This window comes from Accumulibacter sp. (assembly GCF_016789985.1).
Lineage (GTDB): Bacteria > Pseudomonadota > Gammaproteobacteria > Burkholderiales > Rhodocyclaceae > Accumulibacter.
This window is the reverse complement of the sequence record NZ_JAEUOL010000247.1, coordinates 1-17862: the sequence shown is the minus strand read 5'-3', so window position 1 is coordinate 17862 and position 17862 is coordinate 1. Positions and strand designations below refer to the sequence as shown.

The following is a 17862-nucleotide window of genomic DNA, read 5'->3' as shown; positions in this document are numbered from 1 at the left end:
ACCATTGGAGTGTCCGCAAAGCCTATCGCAGTGCCCTTTCCTGGTTCAAACGCGGCATCCGCCTTCTCTTGAGACGCGCTGCCAGCGCACTGCCTCTTCCCAAGTTCTTTCAGGGGGCCGAAACATGATAGGTGGTAAGCGATCATCCCAGGGTGCCTTTGTCCTAACGGCAAATACTTGAGAAATCCGTCGGTTAGGGATCGCCCGCGGACATCGGGCGAAGATCGCGGGATAAAGGGTGGATGGAAGCGGGATTTGATGTGTTGCGTATGCGCCCGATCGAGAAGAGCGAAGAGGGTCGCTATCGGGAGTTGATGGCGCGACACCCCTATCTGGACGATCGGGCGAAGATCGGTCACCTGCTGTGCTAGGTCGCTACTTGGGGCGAGGACTGGGTAGCTCTGCTCAGTTTTTCTGCCGCGGCGTGGAAATGTGGGGTTCGTGATCGCTGGATCGGCTGGGATTTCCGGCATCAGTATGATCGTCCGGGGTTGATCGCCAACAATAGCCGGTTTCTGATTCTGCCCGACTGGCACCGCCCGAATCTGGGTTCGAAGGTGCTTTCGCTGTGCCAGGAGAGGATCGTCGCAGACTGGCCAGACCGTTTCGGCAAGCGGATCCTCCTGCTGGAGACCTTTGTCGATCCTTCGCGTTTTCAGGGCACGGTCTGCCGGGCCGCGAACGGGATGTGCCTGGGGCTGACCCAAGGCTTTCGTCGCACCCGAGCCGGGTACACGGCCCACTCGGAGTCCCCCAAGCTGGTTTTCGCCGGGCCGCTGCAGCGCGATGCGCCAGCCCAGCTTTCCCGCTCGTTTCTCCCCCCGCCTATGCTCAAGGAGTGCCCCGAATGATGCTCAGCGCCGAACAGATGCGTCGGCTTCCCGACTTTTTTGCGGCCATTCCGGATCTGCGCCGCGTCCAAGGCAAGCGCCATCCTCTGCCGAGCGTGCTGGTCATCGCGACCGCCGCGACCCTGTGCGGGATGCGCAGCTACAAAGCCATCGCCGATCCTGATTAGCAATCATCGTCATCCGGACTCATCCTGTAAGCCCAGCCAGGCGTGTCCTGCACTCTGTCATGACACGGAGTGCGCCGTCATGGCCATGAACCACATCCCATTTCAGGACGGCTTATCGATGCCCGAGTTCTTCCAGCGCTTTGGCAACGAGCCGCAGTGCGCGGCAGCGCTGGAGGCGGCCCGTTGGCCACACGGCTTTTGCTGCCCGTGCGGTGGGAAGACAGCGCATGGTGTTTTGCGCGGGGGCTCGGGCAAGGGGTTTCAATGCAACGCCTGTCGGCATCAAACGTTACGGATTGCCGACACGGTGTTTCAGGGCAGTAAGCTGCCGCTGACCGTGGGGTTCCTGGCGATCTCCCTGGACGGGTCTGTCGGCGTTGGCACTGAAGCGGCACCTGGGGGTGGGCGATCCCACCGCCTGGTTGATCCCCCACAAGCTGATGCGGGCGATGGAACAGAGAGAAGCGCGCCATCGGCTCGGCGGCGAGGGGCCGGTCGATGACGCGTCCTTGGGCAGCGAACGCCCGGACGGCAAGGCGGGGCGCGGTTCGGAGCACAAGCTCCCGTTCCTGGCGGCGGTCTCGTCGAGCGAGGAGGGCCATCCCTTGCGCGCCAAATTCTCGCTCGTTCCCGGTTTGACGCGGAAGCTCCTTGCCGAGTGGGCCAGGAGCCCCCTCGTACCGGGATCGACGGTGCGGCCGGCTGGTCTGGCTTGCTGCAACGCCGTGTCCGAAGCCGGCGGCGATCACCAGCCGACCGTCGTAGACGGGCGAAAGCTCAAGGAGCGGCCCGAGTTCAAGGGGGGGGCAACACGATCCTGGGCAATCTCAAGACCCGCCTTTCGGGTTGCGACCATGTGCGTGCCTTCCGCAAGTATGGTGCTCAAGACCTCACGGCTTTCGCCTACCGATTCAACCGCCGTTTCAATCGCCGATGCGATCTCGGGACGCTCAACGAGCGGTTCCTCATCGCCGCAGCAATCTGTGCGCCACGGCCCCAGTGCGCCACCCGGGCGGCTGACGTTCGTGGCTGGTCAGGTCCTGCTTTGCCGGACAGCCATGTTTCGCTATTGTGGCGATCGGGACTGCCACCGCGCCGGCCCGCTCGTACGGAGCGAGCGCAGCATCTGCCCGGGGGCGGCCACCGGCGTCTGTCACGGCAACGGCGCCCATGCTGCCACTCTCCGGCGGCAGGAAGCAATCCCGCCCGCACACGAGCCCGAGAAACCAGAACAGCACAGGAGAAACCGATGAACACTTTGCTCGATCGACTGACCATGGGGCTGTCCTGCCTGGCCTTTGCCACACTGGCCACAGCGGCCGAGGTGACCTATTACGAGGTGCCGAGCGGGGCGCGGCCGCACGACGTGGCACCCGACCCGCAACCGGGTGGCCCGGTCTGGTACACAGCGCAGGGACAGGGCGCGCTCGGGCGGCTTGACCCGACCAGCGGCAAGGTCGAACAGATCGCGCTGGGTGAAGGCTCGTCGCCGCACGGCGTGATCATCGGCCCCGATGGCGCGCCCTGGGTAACCGACAGCGGCCTCAACGCCATCGTGCGCGTCGACCCGCTGACCCGGCTGGTGAAACGCTGGCCGCTGCCGGGCAGCTCCCATGCCAACCTCAACACGGCGACCTTCGACAGATCGGGCCGCCTGTGGTTTACCGGCCAGACGGGGTTCTACGGGCGACTCGATCCGACGACCGGCAAGGTGGACCTGTGGAAATCGCCGCGCGGCAGCGGACCTTACGGCATCGCCACGACACCAGCCGGCGAGGTGTACTACGCGTCGCTGGCCGGCAGCCATATCGCGCGCATCGACCTGGCGAGCGGCGAGGCTACGCCGATCGACCCTCCGACACCCGATCAGGGAGCGCGGCGCGTGTGGAGCGATTCGACCGGCCGCATCTGGGTCAGCGAATGGCGCAGCGGCCAGGTCAGCGCCTACGATCCCGCTAGCCACACCTGGCGGGCCTGGAAGCTGCCCGGCACCGCGCCGTGCACCTATTCCGTCTGGGTGGACGAGCGCGACAAAGTCTGGCTGACCGACTTCTCGGCCAATGCCATCGTGCGCTTCGACCCCAAGAGCGAGACCTTCGAGAGTTTTCCGAGCAACGCGCGCAGTGCGAGTGTCCGCCAGATGCTGGGTCGCGCCGGCGAGGCCTGGGGCGCCGAGTCGGGTGCGGATCGTCTGGTTGTCGTCAGGCATTGAAGCCGCTGGCGAGAGTGGCGGTCGCGCCGGCGACCGACCCCCCATCTCCGTGCCTTGCGCACGGACCGTCCCGCGGCGTGCGCTGGCCGGTCGATCAATCACCGATTGACAGTCCGCGCGCAGATCAAACATACTCGTCGCGCTCGTATCGACTGCAGCACACCGGCTCCCCTGGAGCGCGGCCGACGACCAGGGGTGTCGCTCGGCAGCGCCCGACCTGAAACCCGACTTCGCTGCTCTCCTGCGCCCACATGCTCATCCCCCTGCAATGGATCGGACCCGTCGCCGTGCTGGCGGTGAAGTTTCTCGGGCTGAAGGGGCCGAGCGCAGCGGGCATCATGCCGATGGCCATCTCGCCGGGCACGATGCTGCCGTGCGGCCGGCCGTTGCGGTCGTGCCGGCGATGCGCAACCCGGGCTGGTGCTGGTCATCGCCACGGTCAATCACGCCCCGCCGGCGGCCACTGCCGCCGTCTCCGGCTATGCCCCGGAGCTTGCCCTGCTGGCCATCGTCGGCTTCCTGCAATGGCGCAAACGAGCCGCACAAGCCTCCCTGCAGCGAATGCCGGGGAGAAGGGCAGCGTCCCGTCCGCTCCGGCTGGTCACACTGCCGGCTGAACAATTGGCAGGAACATCCTGAGTGCAGACGGCAGGCAGCCCGATACTCCGCGACATCATCCTGATCGGTGGCGGCCACAGCCACGTCGGCGTGCTGCGCATGTTCGCCATGCAGCCGCTGCCCGGCGTTCGCCTGAGCGTCATCTGTACCGATACCGAAACTCCCTACTCGGGCATGCTGCCCGGCTACATCGCCGGGCACTACGACTTCGACGCGGTGCATATCGATCTGCGCCGGCTGGCCGAGTTCGCCGGGGCGCGCTATTTTCTCGACGAGGTGGTCGGCATCGACCGCGCCGCGCGCAAGGTGCTCTGCCGTACGCGACCGGCCGTGCCTTACGACGTGCTGTCGATCAACATCGGCTCGACGCCGCAACTGGTGCGCGTACATGGCGCCGCCGAACACGCGGTGCCGGTCAAGCCGATCCGCCGTTTCAACGAACGCTGGCTGGCCCTGCTGGCCCGCATCCGGGCGCACGCCGGGCGGACGACGATCGCCGTCGTCGGCGCCGGCGCCGGCGGCGTCGAGCTGACCCTGGCCATGCACTACCGGCTGCGCCGCGAACTGCTGGCGCTGGGCCGCCATCCCGACGAACTGGTGTTTCACCTCTTCTCCGCCGAGGCCAACATTCTGCCGACGCACAATGCCGCCGTGCGCCGCGCCTTTGAACGCGTGCTGGGCGAGCGTGGGGTGGTGATCCACCGCGGCGCCGAGGTCGTCGAAGTCGCCGCCGGCTGCCTGCAGGCGCGCGGCGGCGAAGTGCTGGCGGCCGACGAGATCGTCTGGGTGACGCAGGCCGGCGGTGCGCCGTGGCTGCGCGACAGCGGGCTGGCGCTCGATGCCGACGGCTTCATCCGCGTGCGCGACACGCTGCAGAGCGAAAGCGACCCGCTGATCTTCGCGGCCGGCGATTGCGCCTCGCTGATCGACCGGCCGCTCGAAAAGGCCGGCGTCCTTGCCGTGCGCATGGGCCGGCCGCTGGCCGCCAACCTGCGGCGCAGCGTGCTGCGCCAGCCGCTGGTCTCCTATCGCCCGCAGCGCCGCTGGCTGGCACTGATCAGCACCGGCGATCGGCACGCGATCGCCTCACGCGGCTGGCTGTTCGCACGCGGTGACTGGGTATGGCGCTGGAAGAACTGGATCGACCGCCGCTTCATGCGCCGCTTCAGCGAATTCCCGCCGATCACGCAGCAGGCAGCACCGGGCTTGGTCGAGTCGCCGTCGCTTGACGCTGCCGAACAGACGCCGGCGATCTCGGCGATCGCCATGCGCTGCGGTGGCTGCGCCAAGGTCGGGGCGAGCGTGCTGTCGCGCGCCCTCGCCCAGGTTCGGCCGATCGAACGTGACGACGTGCTGATCGGTCTGCACGCACCGGATGATGTGGCCGTGCTGCGCGTGCCGGCGGGTAGCGTGCTGCTGCATACGGTCGATTTCTTTCGTGCCTTCATCGACGACCCCTGGGTTTTCGGGCGGATCACCGCCAACCACGCGCTCGGCGACATCTTCGCCATGGGCGGCACGCCGCAGTCGGCGACGGCCATCGCCACCGTACCGCCGGGGCTGGAAAGCAAGGTCGAGGACACCGTGTACCAGATGATGGCCGGCGCCGTTGCGGTGCTCAACGAGGCCGGCTGCGCGCTGGTCGGCGGCCATACCGGCGAGGGACGCGAGCTGGCTCTCGGTTTCGCCATCAACGGGCTGATCGACGAAGGGCTGCACAAGGTCCTGTGCAAGGGCGGCATGCGGTCCGGCGACGCGCTCCTCCTCACCAAACCGATCGGCACCGGCACTCTGTTCGCCGCGCACGCCCGCCTGCAGGCGCGCGGCCGCTGGATCGACGCCGCGCTGGCCTCGATGCAGCAATCGAACCGCGCCGCGGTACCCTGCCTGATCGCGCATGGCGCCACCGCCTGTACCGATCTGACCGGCCTCGGCCTGCTCGACCATCTGGTCGAGATGACCCGTCTGTCCGGCGTGGACGCCGAGATCGACCTCGACGCCCTGCCGCTGCTCGACGGCGCCGCCGAAACCGCCGCGGCGGGCATCCTCAACTCGCTGCAGCCGGCCAACGTCCGCCTGCACCGCGCCCTGCGCAACCAGCCCACCGCCCGGCGGCATGCCAACTACCCGCTGCTCTTCGACCCGCAAACCGCCGGCGGCCTGCTGGCCAGCGTGCCGGCCGAACGGGCGACCGCCTGCCTTGCCGAACTGCAAGCACTGGGCTACACGCGTGCTGCCTGCATCGGTCGCGTGCTGCCGGCCGGTGCGGAGAGGGAACCGATTTCCCTGCGTTGCTGAGCGGGGCACGCGCCAAGCGGGAGCCACAAATCTGAGCTTCCCTCCGAAATTTCGTCTGCCAAGGGTCACGTGAAATTCAGTCACTCCGGAATCGCCAAATGGAGATACCGGAACCGGCATAAACGCCGGAGCTCGGCGAACTGGCGGAGAAGCGGGTGAAGACAGGCGAGACGGCCGGAGTGGTGGCAAGGGAGTTGGGGTTGGTCGAACAGACCTTGTGCAACCGGGTGAAGGCGGCAGCGAATGGCGAATGGCAAACCGAACGGCGCGGGAGCAAGATGCTGACGGCAGAGGAGATGGCGGTGTCACCATTGCGAGCGGAGAACCCCCCGTCTCTCAAGGGGGAGCTTGAAATAGCCAGAAAAACCGCGACGTACTGAGCAAGGAATGCCCTGTGAAGGATGCCCGGATTGACGCACATCGGCGGGAATTCGGGCTGGTGGAACCGTGCGCTGCATTGAAGGTGAGCATCGGTGGTCATCGCGCCGGGAAGGGTGGGGTGTCCCGGACCGCAAGCGGCTGACGGACAAGCAGGTGCTGACGCTGCTCCGAGCCATTCCTGCGAGCGCGAGGTTTCTCGGCGAGCAAGGAGCGGGGGAGAGGCGGAGGCGCGCAAACGGAACTGCCCGCCACGGGCGGCGCGCGACCAAATGATGACGTATTCTCGCCATGGCCTGCCGGTCGCCGATGACCTGCTGGCCCACAACTTCACGCCTACGGCACCGAATCAGGTCTGGCCCCCGGACATCGCCTGCCCATGAATCGATGAAGGCTGTCTGTACCTGGTCATTGTGCCGGATTTGTTCAACCACGAAAGGGTCGGGTTGCGCAAACCGCGCATGACGGCAGATATCGTGACGGATGTCCTGACCATGGCCTGGTTCCGCCACAGACCGGCGGCAAGCCTGATACATCACTCCGACCCCGGGGAAGCCTGCACGCCAGCCACGCCTTTCAGGACCAGATCGAGGAATGCGGCAGGACGTGCTCGATGAGCCGGAAAGGCAATGGCTGGGGAAACAAGCGAAGCGCTGTTTCGCGAGCCGTCAGGCGAGAGAGCGAAGCCCGGCACAACGCACCGACCGAGAGTGGGTTCAACCGCTTCGGGAACGAACGAGTACCTGGCGGGCAACCTGGCAGTCAGGCCGACATGAAGGCCACCAGCTTTGAGTGCATCGAGGGGTTCTACAACCGGAAGCGCCCGCTTCGAACCTGGGCCATCTGTCTCCTGCACCGTTCATGGCGCAGTGGCTCAGCACCCCGCATCAGGAAAAACAGGTCGCATGACCCCACCCTTTGGAAGACGAAACAGAGGAAACCTCAGGTGCGCCCCATCCACTGGCTAGCGGCCTTGAACCTGAGGGCACCGCCGGGCCGGCGCCGGACTCAGCGCACACTGATCTCGATCCGATCGTAGTGCCCGGCGGCGTCCATCACCGTGATCTGGTAGCGCCCCGCCTCGACGAAGCTTTGCGGCAAGTCGCATCCCGCCGGCACACGGCCGAGTTGTCGGCCATTGAGCAGCCAGATCAGTTCCTGCTGGCCGCCCTGCGCTTCCAGCCGCAGTTCGGGCGGCGGGCCGTTGCCGGCGCGGCGGATGGTCTCGCCGTCACTGAGACCGACGATCCTGAGACCAGAATCAGGCGCACTGACAGCCCTGCAGGCCGGTGCCCAGGCGGGCGGCAGTGCCCGCTGACGCGTTGCGCCGTCGAGCCAGGGTTCGAGCGCCGCCGGCCAGCGCGCCATGTGGACCGCCTGCATGTCGCCCGCGGCACAGCCGGCGCGCACGCGCTGACCACTCGTCGGGTCGCGCTGGTCGACATAATGCGCCGCACCGCCGCGCAAGCGATCGGGGAAGGTCGGTGGTGCCGTGCCGTTGAGGATCCAGGCGGTGCGCTGCTGGTGACAGAGTTCGGGTAGCGTCTCCTCGCTGCGCGTGCCCAATGGCCAGCAGACCCGTGCCGTCGATACACTGGCCGGCGGCGTGCGTGCCTGGAGCGGCGAGTCATCGATGGTCGCGAAGATATCGACCAGCAAGGGGGCGGCAATGTTGGCGCCGAAGAAGCCCGGGTTGGGCGTCCCGTCCGGTCGTCCAACCCACACCCCGACGGTGAAGCGGTCGCTGACCCCGACCGCCCAGGCATCGCGGAAGCCGAAGCTGGTACCGGTTTTCCAGGCGATGCCGCGCCGTGCCCCGGCTCCGCCATCGACCTGGCGCGCAACCGGACCACCCGCTTCAAGCAGATCGCGGATGATGAAGGCGGCGCCTTCGCTGAGCATGCGGGCCTCACTGCGCGGGGCATCGGCGAAGTAGCGCGGCCGGCCGCTGACGCCGCCACGCGCCAGCGCCGTGTAGGCGCTCACCAGCCCTTCGAGATTGACCGCCGCGCCGCCGAGGATGACGCTGAGGTTGGGCGTCGCGCCCCGCGGCAGTTCGAGCCTGAGTCCGCCGCGGCGCAGCAGTGCGACGAAGCGCTGCGGCCCGAGCTGGGCGAGAACTTCGACCGCAGGTACGTTGAGCGAGCGTTGCAGCGCTTCCGTGACGCCCACCGGTCCGCTGAAGTTGGCCTGGAAATTGCCCGGCTGATAGCCGGAAAACGACTGCGGGACGTCGGCGAGCAGCGACTCCGAGTGGATCAGACCCTCATCGAGCGCCAGACCATAGAGGAAGGGTTTGAGGGCCGAGCCCGGCGAACGGGCGGCCTGCACCATGTCGACATGGGCAAAGCGTTCGTCATCGGCAAAATCAGCCGAGCCGGCATAGACGCGTACTTCGAGTGTCGCATTGTCGACCACCAGGGCCGCCATCGAGACGCGTGGCGGCAGCACCGCCAGGCGCAGCGTGAGGAGTTGCTCGACGCTCTGCTGCAGGCTGGCGTCGAGCGTGCTCCGGATCAGTGCCTGGCCGGGTTGCTGGCGGCGCAGACGCTCGGCAAGGAGCGGCGCGAGCAGCGGCTCACGTACGGTCTGGGCGATCACCGGCTCCTGGCGTGCCTCGGCAACGGTTGTCACCCCCCACTGTCCGGCCATGCGCTCGAGCACCTTGTCACGCGCCAGGCGGGCGCGCTCGGGGTGGCGATCGGGACGCAGCAAGGACGGCGCCTGCGGCAACACGACAAGCAACGCCGCCTCGGATGCACTCAGGCGTCGCGCCGGTTTGCCGAGGTAGGCACGGCTGGCCGCCTCGACGCCTTCGAGGACACCGCCCATCGGTGCAAAAGCGAGGTAAATCTCCAGGATCTCGCGCTTCGAGCAGCGCAGCTCGAGCTGCAGCGCCCGCGCGATCTGACGCAGCTTGCCGGTGAGCGTGCGCGGTGTCGGTTCGAGCAGGCGGGCGACCTGCATGGTCAGCGTCGAACCGCCGGAAACGATGTGTCCGTGTTGCAGCCACTGAGCGCCGGCGCGCAGCAAGGCCCAGGGGTTGACTCCGGGATGCCACCAGAAGCTGCGGTCTTCGAAGGTGATCAGCGCCTCGAGGTAGCGTGGCGACACTTGCTCGAGCCGCAGCGGGTGACGCCAGACATGTGCATGGTCGGGGAAGGCGCGCAGCGGGGTGCCGTCACGCGCCAGAACGACCTGCGCCTGCGCTGTCGAGCGGCCCGGCAAGGGTGGCGGAAAAAGCTGGTCGGCGACCAGCAGCAGCACGAGGAGTGCTGCCAGTACCAAGCGCAGCCAGGGTTTCATTTCTTCGTGCCGGCGCCTTCTTCCCTGCTGCCGTCGCTGATCGTCAGCACGTCCTCGCCACCGGACAGGCCATAGATCTGCGGCTGGTACATGTCTTCAGCGTAGGTCGGAGGAACCACGAAGCGGCCCGGAGTGACGACGCGGACGCGGTAGTAGAACTGCATCCTGTCGGCCAGTCTGGCGGCGACGACGAAGCGGTCATCGCGGAATTCGACATGCCGGATGTTGCTGTTCTGCATCGCTTGGCGCGGGTCGACGTTGTCGACGGTGACTGCCGACTGCTCGCCCTGGACCAGGTTGGTGTTCTCGATCTCGACACCGGCCGGGATGTGGTCAACGATCAGGCCGTTGGCGATGCGTCCATTAGTCTTCACCTGCAGCCGGACGAGCGCCGTTTCGCCGACGCGCAAGGTCCGGTTGCCGAGCGGCTGGCCGTTGGCGCCAAACCAGTCGCGCTTCAGGTCGAAAACATCACGCCGCACCGGCGGCATCCTGGCCGGATGGCCACTCAAGTTGAGCTCGATGAACAGGCGCTCCTTGTGCTTGTTGCGGATCGTCACGCCGCTCGCCACTTCAGCCGCCGTGAGCGAATGGAACTGCGTTCCCCTGCCGCCGATCGGCAGCGTCCGACCGGCGGCAAACAGGTCGGCAACCCATTCGCCACCCGTCTGGCTGGCGAAGTCGCGGCCGAGCAGGAAAAGTGCGAGCTGTTCCTGCGTGCTGTAGTAGCGGCGACCCTCCATGGCGCCGGCGACCTGGCTGACCAGGTTCTCCCGCCCTTCGGCCTTGACCCGGTGCTTGTCGAGCAGGACGTAGATCATCGCCCAGTCGCGCAGATTGCTGCCGTAATCGCCCCACCAGGCGTGTTCCGGGCCACCACGCGGCTTTCTGATGCCGGCGTCGATCGCGCTGGCGGCACGCGTCTCGTCGCCCATCAGCTTGAGCGCCAGGCCGAGGTGGACCAGCGCCAGCCCGGAATGGGCGGCCGCCTGCACCTCGTGCAACTGGCGCAACGTGGCAAGCGGCGCCTTACCCTGGCGGGCGAGAACGTAGGCACCGTAGGCGAGCACGCCGAAACGGCCCGCGCCGGCGTAGCGCGGGTCGTTCCAGATCGAACTGGCATGGTAGTTGACGGCACCGCTCGGCAGGCCGGCGACCCCTTCCTGCAGCCCTCTGAGCAGGAAGTCGAGAGCGCGTTTCTCGACCTCGGGCGGGACGTTGAAGCCCTGCTCGCGGGCGTCGAGCAGGAAGTTGGCAACGTAGGCAGAGAGCCAGTACTGGTACTCCGCGAGGTTGCCCCACAGGCTGAAGCCGCCGTTGGGCGCCTGCATGCCGGCCAGCCGGGCGATCGCCTTGTCGACCATTTCGGCGCGCTGCGCCAGACTGTGAGGCTTGAGCGCGAACTGCCTGGCCATCACCTCGTCGACGAAGATGTGCGGATAAGCGCTGCTGGTGGTCTGCTCGGCGCAGCCGTAGGGGTAGTCCAACAGGCCCCGCACCGCGCTGCGCACGTCGATCGGCGTTTTGTCGGAAACCGCCAGTGTCGCGCTGACGCTCTGCCGCAGCAGGCCACCCAGATCGGCTTCGCGCAACTCGACACTTTCGCCGGCTCCGATGACCAGGCGCCTGACCGCCGACTGCCTTGGTGTCGGTGCCTGCACGAGCAACGGAAAACTGCGCTCGATCTTGCGCCGCGGGCTGTCGACCCTGACCTGGATCTCGGTCAGACCGATCGCACTGCCGGCTTCGATCGGAATGCGCAAGCTCCGCTTCTGCTGGTCCCTCAGCGTGAACTGATGTTCGCCACCCTTGATCGACAGGCCGTCGCGGTTGCTCAGGGCAACTCGCAGCTCCTGCTCCCTGCCGGCGAGGTTCTGCACGTCGAGTGCCAGGACGGCGCTGTCGCCGACCGAAAGGAAACGCGGCGTGGCGAGTTCGACGACGAGCGGTGCCGCGACGGTCACCTCGGCCTCCTGCATGCCGAAGCGCTCGGCACTCGCCACCACGGCCATCAGGCGCAGGCTGCCGTTGAAATCCGGTACCGGCAGCGTGACCTCGGCCTCACCCCTGTCGTCGAGCAGTACCGGGCCGCTGAACAGGTCCACCAGGTGGACCTTCTTCGGCAGGCTGCGTGTCGGCTTGGGAGCGGCGTCACCGCCGAACTTGAGCTTGCCCTTCTGGCCATCCATCTTTTCGATCAGCCGGCCATAGACATCGTAAGCGTCGGCGCCGTAGCGCAGCTTGGCAAAAAAGAAGGCGAAGGGATCGGGGCTCGCATAGCGGGTGATATTGAGGATCCCGGCATCGACCGCAGAAAGGGTCACCAGCGCTTTCTGGCCACTCGCTTCGGGCACCTTGATCTTTACCTTCAGGGGCTGTTCGGGCTCCATTTTCTGCGGCGCCTCGAGGCTCACCGCAAGCCGGCGCTGGCTACGCTCGAGCGGAATGTAGGCCAGCCCGAGGGCGCGCGCCGGTGTCACCCGATCGCCACCGCTGCCGGGGCGCAACACCATCACCGAAACGTAGAGGTCGTGCCGCTTCCACTCCTTGTCGAGTGGAATGTCGACCGTCCCGCCGTCGGCATCGAGCGACAAACGGCGCACCCAGAGCGCCCGATCGCCCTCGACGGTGACCAGCGCCTGGCCGGCATGTGGTGGCGTGATCGTCAGGCGCAGCTTGTCGCCGGGTGAATAGGCCGGTTTGTCGAGTTTGAGCGCCACCCGATCGGGGCGGACGCCCTGCGTCTCGTCGTCCTTCGCGGCCCAGCCGGCGTAGAAGCGGAAGCGTGTCGTCCGGCCGGTTTCGGGATCGAGAATCTCGACCCGGTAACGGCCGTACTTGACCGGCAGACTCAGCTTGCCCCGGCCACCAGCGGGCAGCGAGACCTGCATCGTGGTTACCAGTTCATCACTTTCGGTAAAGCCCGAATTCCAGCCGCGCTGATCGTCGAAACGCCAGTAGTAGTTCCGGTTCTCGCGGAACAGGCGCACCGGGAGTGCCTTCCCGGGGTGCAGGGTGGCCTCGGCGTCGGCACGTACCACCTCGAAATCGGCAGTCACGCCCTCGCGCGCGTAGGCGCCGACGAACAGCGGGCGCAGCCCGACCAGCACCGGTGCCGGCCACCACACCCGTTCGATGCTGCGCACCACCGGCCGGCCGCCACTCTCGAGCAGGCTCAGCGTGGTGCGCACGGTGAACGGTGAACGCCGCCTGGTCACGCCATCGAGATCGATTTCGAGCGTCGCCCGACCCTGTTCGTCGAGCTGTTGTTCGGGCAGTTCGCTGCGTGCCTTGGCATTATTCTCGTCGGCATCGCCGAAGACGAAGCCGGGCAGTTTCTGCGCCAGCGGGTTAGGATTGCGCTCGCTGGTGACCACACCGAGCAGGCGGTTAGCGGCCGCCGGTGCGCCATAAAGGTAACGCCCGACGACCTCGATGCGCCAGTCGGCGTCACCCGCCAGACGCTGACTGGCGGTCGCCAGGTCGAGTTGCATCCGTTCCGGCAGGAACTCCTCGACCGCGAACTGCAGGCTGGTACCGGCCAGCTTGGCGGCCGGATCGGCGCGCAGTTCGAGGTTCCAGGAACCGGTGGCGGCATCAGCCGGTAACTCGATGCGGCGCCGGTAGTAAGCGCCGAATCCGTCGTCCGGCTGCCAGATTGCGGTCCACTGCGTCTTGCCGTCGGGGCGCCGGAGAATCGCCTGGATCGGCTGCGGCGGCACCGGGTGGCCATCGGCATCGCGGGCGATCACCGAGACTTCGAAGCGCTCGCCCGGGCGGTACAGGTTGCGGCCACTGTAGGCGAAGAGACGCAGCGGAGTGTAGGGCATGCCGGCGACGTCGAATTCCGCCAGATCGAGGGCCGGCTCCTTGAGCGTGATCAGCGACATCTGCTCGCCCTTCCTGGCGATCAGCACGCGCGCCGCGGCCGGTCGCTCGGCGAAGGTGGCACGGCCGTCACGGTCGGTCTGACTGCGGCCCAGCGTCCTGCCCTGGCTGTCCAGCCAGCTCACCTCGACCCCCGGCTGCGCCTGACCATCGGTCAGCGAACTGACATAGGCGTCGGCTCCACGGTTGGGATACTGCCGCAGGTGCAGTCCGAGGTTGCTGACGTAGAAGTAGCCGACCTGGTAATCGTCACGGAAGCGGTTCGGCTGCGACATCACCGCCACGTAAACGCCCGGTTCGCGCAATGCCGGTATGTTCTCCACCGGAATGAAGGTGACGCTGCGACGATTCGCTTTCTGCTCGGTGAGAAAGCGTCCGATGAAACTGCTGGTCGTCATCCGGTGGATCTGGTCGAGTTCCCAACTGCCCACCGCGCCTTTGAGGCGACTGCCGGAGCGGTAGTGCTCCTCCTCCCCCTCCTCGCCATCGCCGTTCTCGCCAAGCGCTGCCCGAACGCCCGACGCGCTGGCAGGTGGTGGTCCGGCGATGACCTGTTCGAGGAACGTCGTCAACTGCTCGGGTTTGACCCGCAGGAACTCGATGTCCACTTCGGGCACATTGACCGTGGTCACCGGCAGACCGCCGTTCTGTCCGGCTGGCAGGACCATGCCGCGGCTGGCAAAGTAGAAGGCCGGGGCGACGGCCGCGGTGCGAATCGAGAAACGCGTCTCCGTTTCGAGCTTGCTGCCATTGCCCGCCATCAGCCCGGCCTGCACGCGCACCACATAGCGGGTCTGCGGCTTGATGTGCGGGAAGAACAGCAGGCGCGGGTTGTCGCCCACCACCCAGGAACCGGCTACCGGCTGGCCACCGTCGAGCTCGGTGTCCGCGGCCGCCCGGCTGCTCCGGCCGGCATCGTCCGGGCGCGACACGCCGTCCTCGTTCTCGGCCGCATCCGCCGGCTGGCCACCGGCCGCGGGCGGGCTTTCGGGCGGCATCTCGAGCACCTGGAGAAAACGGTTCTGATCGCCCTTCGCCTCGAGTGGCAGACTGAACGAGAGCGCCAGCGCCGGGGAACCGTCGAGTTCGCGATGCGCACCGTCGACTACCTCGAAGCGCACGCCTTCACCAGCCGGCTCACCCTTGCCGCCCGGCAGATTCCCGAGCGCCAACAGGCCCGCAATCGCCAGCACGACGGCCACCACCAGTGCGACCATCTGTTGCAGCCTGCGCTTTCTGGCCCACCCTGTGATCTGCATGCGACCCTCCTCCGGAGAAATGCTGTGCGCATTCTAGCAGGCAGGCGACCGAGCCGGCTGCGGCGCTCGACGTGCAGCGTACCGCGGGAGTTCAGGCCGACGCTTCGCCGGCCGAGCAGTCGACCTGGAAGAGCGCCCGATCCTCAAGCCGGATGGCCGTCAGGTGACGACCCCACAGGCAACCCGAATCGAGCGCCAGCAGCCTCGGTTCGACGCGCAGGCCGAGTGCCGACCAATGGCCAATCACCATCACATCGACCGCGCTGAGCCGGCCCGGAATCTCGAACCACGGCAGGTGATCCGGTGGCGCATCGGCCGCCTCGCCCTTGGTCTTCAGGTCCATCACCCCGGCCAGCGAACAGAAACGCATCCGGGTCATCGCGTTGACGATGACGCGCAGGCGTGGCCAGCCCTCCAGGTCATCGCTCCAGGCGGCCGGTTCGCTACCCCACATGTTGGCCAGGAAGTCGAGGTAAGCCGGGCCACTGAGTGCTGCCTCGACCTCTGCCGCCAGGGCACGCGCGCGCGCTGTCGTCCATTGCGGCAGCAGGCCGGCATGCACCAGGCAGAACTCGCCCTCGCGATGGCACAGGGGCAACCTGCGCAGCCAGTCCAGCAGTTCCTCGCGATCCGGTGCATCGAGGATCTCGTCGAGCGTATCGCCCTTGCCGCGCCGGCCAAAACCGGCGGCGGCCATGAGCAGATAGAGATCGTGGTTGCCCAGCACGCTGATCACCGCCGAACCGAGAGCGCGCACGAAGCGCAGGGTGTCGAGCGAGCGTGGACCGCGATTCACCAGGTCGCCGACCAGCCACAGGCGATCACTGGCCGGGTCGAAACGGCATTTGTCGAGCAGGTGCAGCAGCGAGTCGAAGCAGCCCTGGATGTCGCCGATGGCGTAGGTGGCCATGTCCGCCGATCAGCCTGCCGTCCGCTGCTGCTGCCAACGCCAGGCATCGCTGCACATCAGATCGATTCCACGGCGCGCCGTCCAGCCGAGCAAGCGGGCAGCAAGTTGCGGATCGGCGTAGCAGGCGGCGACATCCCCCGCCCGGCGCGGCGCCAGCCGGTAAGGCACCGGGCGGCCGCTCGCCGCGGCAAAGGCACGGATCATTTCGAGCACCGAGTAGCCATTTCCGGTGCCGAGGTTGACCGTCAGCAGTCCACCCTTGTCGAGCAGGTAAGTCAGTGCGGCGAGGTGACCGTCGACCAGATCCATGACGTGGATGTAATCCCTGACGCCGGTACCGTCGGGGGTCGGATAATCGCTCCCGAAAACCTTGAGATATGGGCGCCGCCCTTCAGCGACCTGCGCGATATACGGCAGCAGGTTATTCGGAATGCCATTCGGCTCTTCGCCGATCAGCCCGCTTTCGTGTGCACCGACCGGATTGAAATAACGCAGGCGGGCAATCCGCCAGGCAGGGTCGGCGCTAAAGACATCGGCCAGGATGTCTTCGATTATCAGCTTGCCGGCACCGTAGGGATTGGTCGCCGAACGCGGAAAATCCTCCCGGATCGGTACCGAGGCCGGATCACCATAAACCGTCGCCGACGAACTGAAAATCAGGGTCTTCACCGCCGCGTCGATCATCGCCTCGCACAGCGCAATCGCCCCGCCGACATTGCAATGATAATAGCGCAAAGGCTGTGCGACTGATTCACCAACCGACTTCAGACCGGCGAAATGAATCACGGCATTGACCGGTGATGCCGTAAAGACCCGCCGCAGCAAGCCACGGTCGCGTACATCGCCCAGGAAGAAAACGGGTTTTCGGCCGGCAATCCGGGCGACCCGTTCGAGCACCTCGACGCTGCTGTTGGATAAATCGTCGACCACGCTCACATCGTGCCCCGCCAGAAGCAGCGCGACGCAGGCATGCGAACCGATATAGCCGCAACCTCCGGTGACCAGGATGTTCATCGTCTAGCCCTTGAAATTATGGCTTAACTGCCGGGTATTATCTCTTGTCGATAGCGCCGACCGGCGACACAAGCGAACACCCTGCCCACGCTCGATCAGGTGTTCGACCGGCATGATCGTCGACCGTCCCGGGCACTAGCCGTGTCCTGCTCGGCAGGCGCCTTGGCCCGGGGCCGGGGGAGCCCGAACGGTTTCTTGCGCAACGCGTGCAGGTGGCACCCGCACAGCGTTGTCCCTCGGGGCGCGCCGCGGCTGGCGCGTCCGGGGAGTACGACTAAACGAGGAACTCGTTGCGATCCCGGCCTTGCGCCTCCAGACTGGTCAACCAGTTGGGCGCCTTGCCGCGACCGGACCAGCTTTCTCCGTTGGGCCCCCGGTATTTGATGGCAACCGGCGTGCGCATCTTGACGATTGTCTCCGTTAGTGCACCGCCCATCTTGAAACCGAGGTCGGACGCCGTCAAACCATGCTCGACAATCAACTGCCTGGCACGCGCGATGGCATCCGCAAGCTCTGCCTGCCTGGCCTCTTCGATCTGCTTCTCCAGTAACGCGCGCTGGGCAAGTAGCTCCTTGTAGGTTGCCATAGACTCCTCCTTGAAGAAAATCGTCCTTATACACCAAAAGAAGATAATTGCAACAGACCGAATCGCCACCATTCATCAGGGTCCCGATTCGTCACCCAAAATCCGATAGCGCCCACCATGAAAGATCAGCGGCTCGACCCCCTTGCCACGGGCAAAGCGTTGCACGCGACCGAGGAAAATGAGATGGTCACCGCCCGGATAATGGGCCTCGTTACTGCATTCGAACCAGGCCGTGCAACCTTCGATTAACGGCACACCAGCCATACCCGGGACAGTTCGAACTCCGCCGAAGCGATCATCCTCGCGGCTGGCAAAGCGATCGGAAACGGCCACCTGATCGACCGCCAGGACATTGACCGCATAATGGCGAGCCTG

General features: G+C 66.5%; 11 protein-coding genes and 2 pseudogenes. 7 read left to right on the top strand and 6 right to left on the bottom strand.

Features of this window, described 5'->3' with window-relative positions; genetic code table 11:
• Positions 1 to 242 precede the first annotated feature (242 nt).
• The 7 genes and pseudogenes from JNK99_RS14130 (at position 243) to JNK99_RS14100 (ending at position 7433) form a co-directional block, all read left to right on the top strand.
• A complete protein-coding gene (locus tag JNK99_RS14130; RefSeq protein ID WP_291854179.1) occupies positions 243 to 371 on the top strand; it encodes a hypothetical protein in 129 nt (42 codons plus the stop codon).
• A gap of 30 nt (positions 372 to 401) precedes the next feature.
• Positions 402 to 851, top strand: a complete 450-nt coding sequence (locus tag JNK99_RS14125) for a Druantia anti-phage system protein DruA (RefSeq protein ID WP_291854183.1) — start codon at positions 402 to 404, stop codon at positions 849 to 851.
• Positions 848 to 1018: a transposase family protein gene (locus JNK99_RS14120; protein ID WP_291854178.1), complete on the top strand. Its 171-nt coding sequence runs from the start codon at positions 848 to 850 to the stop codon at positions 1016 to 1018. Before JNK99_RS14125 ends, JNK99_RS14120 begins: the two co-directional genes overlap by 4 nt.
• A gap of 79 nt (positions 1019 to 1097) precedes the next feature.
• A pseudogene (locus JNK99_RS14115) lies at positions 1098 to 2039 on the top strand (IS1595 family transposase); the annotation flags it as partial.
• A 255-nt stretch (positions 2040 to 2294) separates the two neighbouring features.
• Positions 2295 to 3230 (top strand): lyase, encoded by a 936-nt coding sequence (locus JNK99_RS14110; protein WP_291854181.1) that lies wholly within the window; start codon positions 2295 to 2297, stop codon positions 3228 to 3230.
• Between the two features lie 639 nt (positions 3231 to 3869).
• Positions 3870 to 6146 carry a selenide, water dikinase SelD gene (gene selD / locus JNK99_RS14105; protein WP_291854176.1) on the top strand — a complete coding sequence of 759 codons (2277 nt, stop codon included), beginning with the start codon at positions 3870 to 3872 and terminating at the stop codon, positions 6144 to 6146.
• Positions 6147 to 6286: 140 nt separating this feature from the next.
• Positions 6287 to 7433, top strand: a pseudogene (locus JNK99_RS14100) (DDE-type integrase/transposase/recombinase).
• Between the two features lie 99 nt (positions 7434 to 7532).
• Here the strand turns inward: JNK99_RS14100 and pbpC are convergent.
• The 6 genes from pbpC to JNK99_RS14070 all read right to left on the bottom strand — a co-directional run.
• A complete protein-coding gene (gene pbpC, locus JNK99_RS14095; protein ID WP_291854174.1) occupies positions 7533 to 9830 on the bottom strand; it encodes a penicillin-binding protein 1C in 2298 nt (765 codons plus the stop codon).
• The gene (locus JNK99_RS14090; RefSeq protein ID WP_291854172.1) at positions 9827 to 14977 is read right to left on the bottom strand and encodes an MG2 domain-containing protein; all 5151 of its coding nucleotides are present in this window, start codon (positions 14975 to 14977) and stop codon (positions 9827 to 9829) included. Before JNK99_RS14090 ends, pbpC begins: the two co-directional genes overlap by 4 nt.
• A gap of 91 nt (positions 14978 to 15068) precedes the next feature.
• Positions 15069 to 15887, bottom strand: coding sequence for a symmetrical bis(5'-nucleosyl)-tetraphosphatase (locus tag JNK99_RS14085; protein ID WP_291854170.1), 819 nt, complete (start codon positions 15885 to 15887; stop codon positions 15069 to 15071).
• A 9-nt stretch (positions 15888 to 15896) separates the two neighbouring features.
• The gene (gene galE, locus JNK99_RS14080) at positions 15897 to 16901 is read right to left on the bottom strand and encodes a UDP-glucose 4-epimerase GalE (RefSeq protein WP_291854168.1); all 1005 of its coding nucleotides are present in this window, start codon (positions 16899 to 16901) and stop codon (positions 15897 to 15899) included.
• 274 nt (positions 16902 to 17175) lie between these two features.
• On the bottom strand, positions 17176 to 17487 hold the full coding sequence (locus JNK99_RS14075) for an H-NS histone family protein (protein ID WP_291854166.1): 312 nt from the start codon (positions 17485 to 17487) through the stop codon (positions 17176 to 17178).
• A gap of 75 nt (positions 17488 to 17562) precedes the next feature.
• Positions 17563 to 17862 (bottom strand): flavin reductase family protein (locus JNK99_RS14070; protein ID WP_291854164.1); only part of this gene is annotated, 300 nt, incomplete at its 5' end.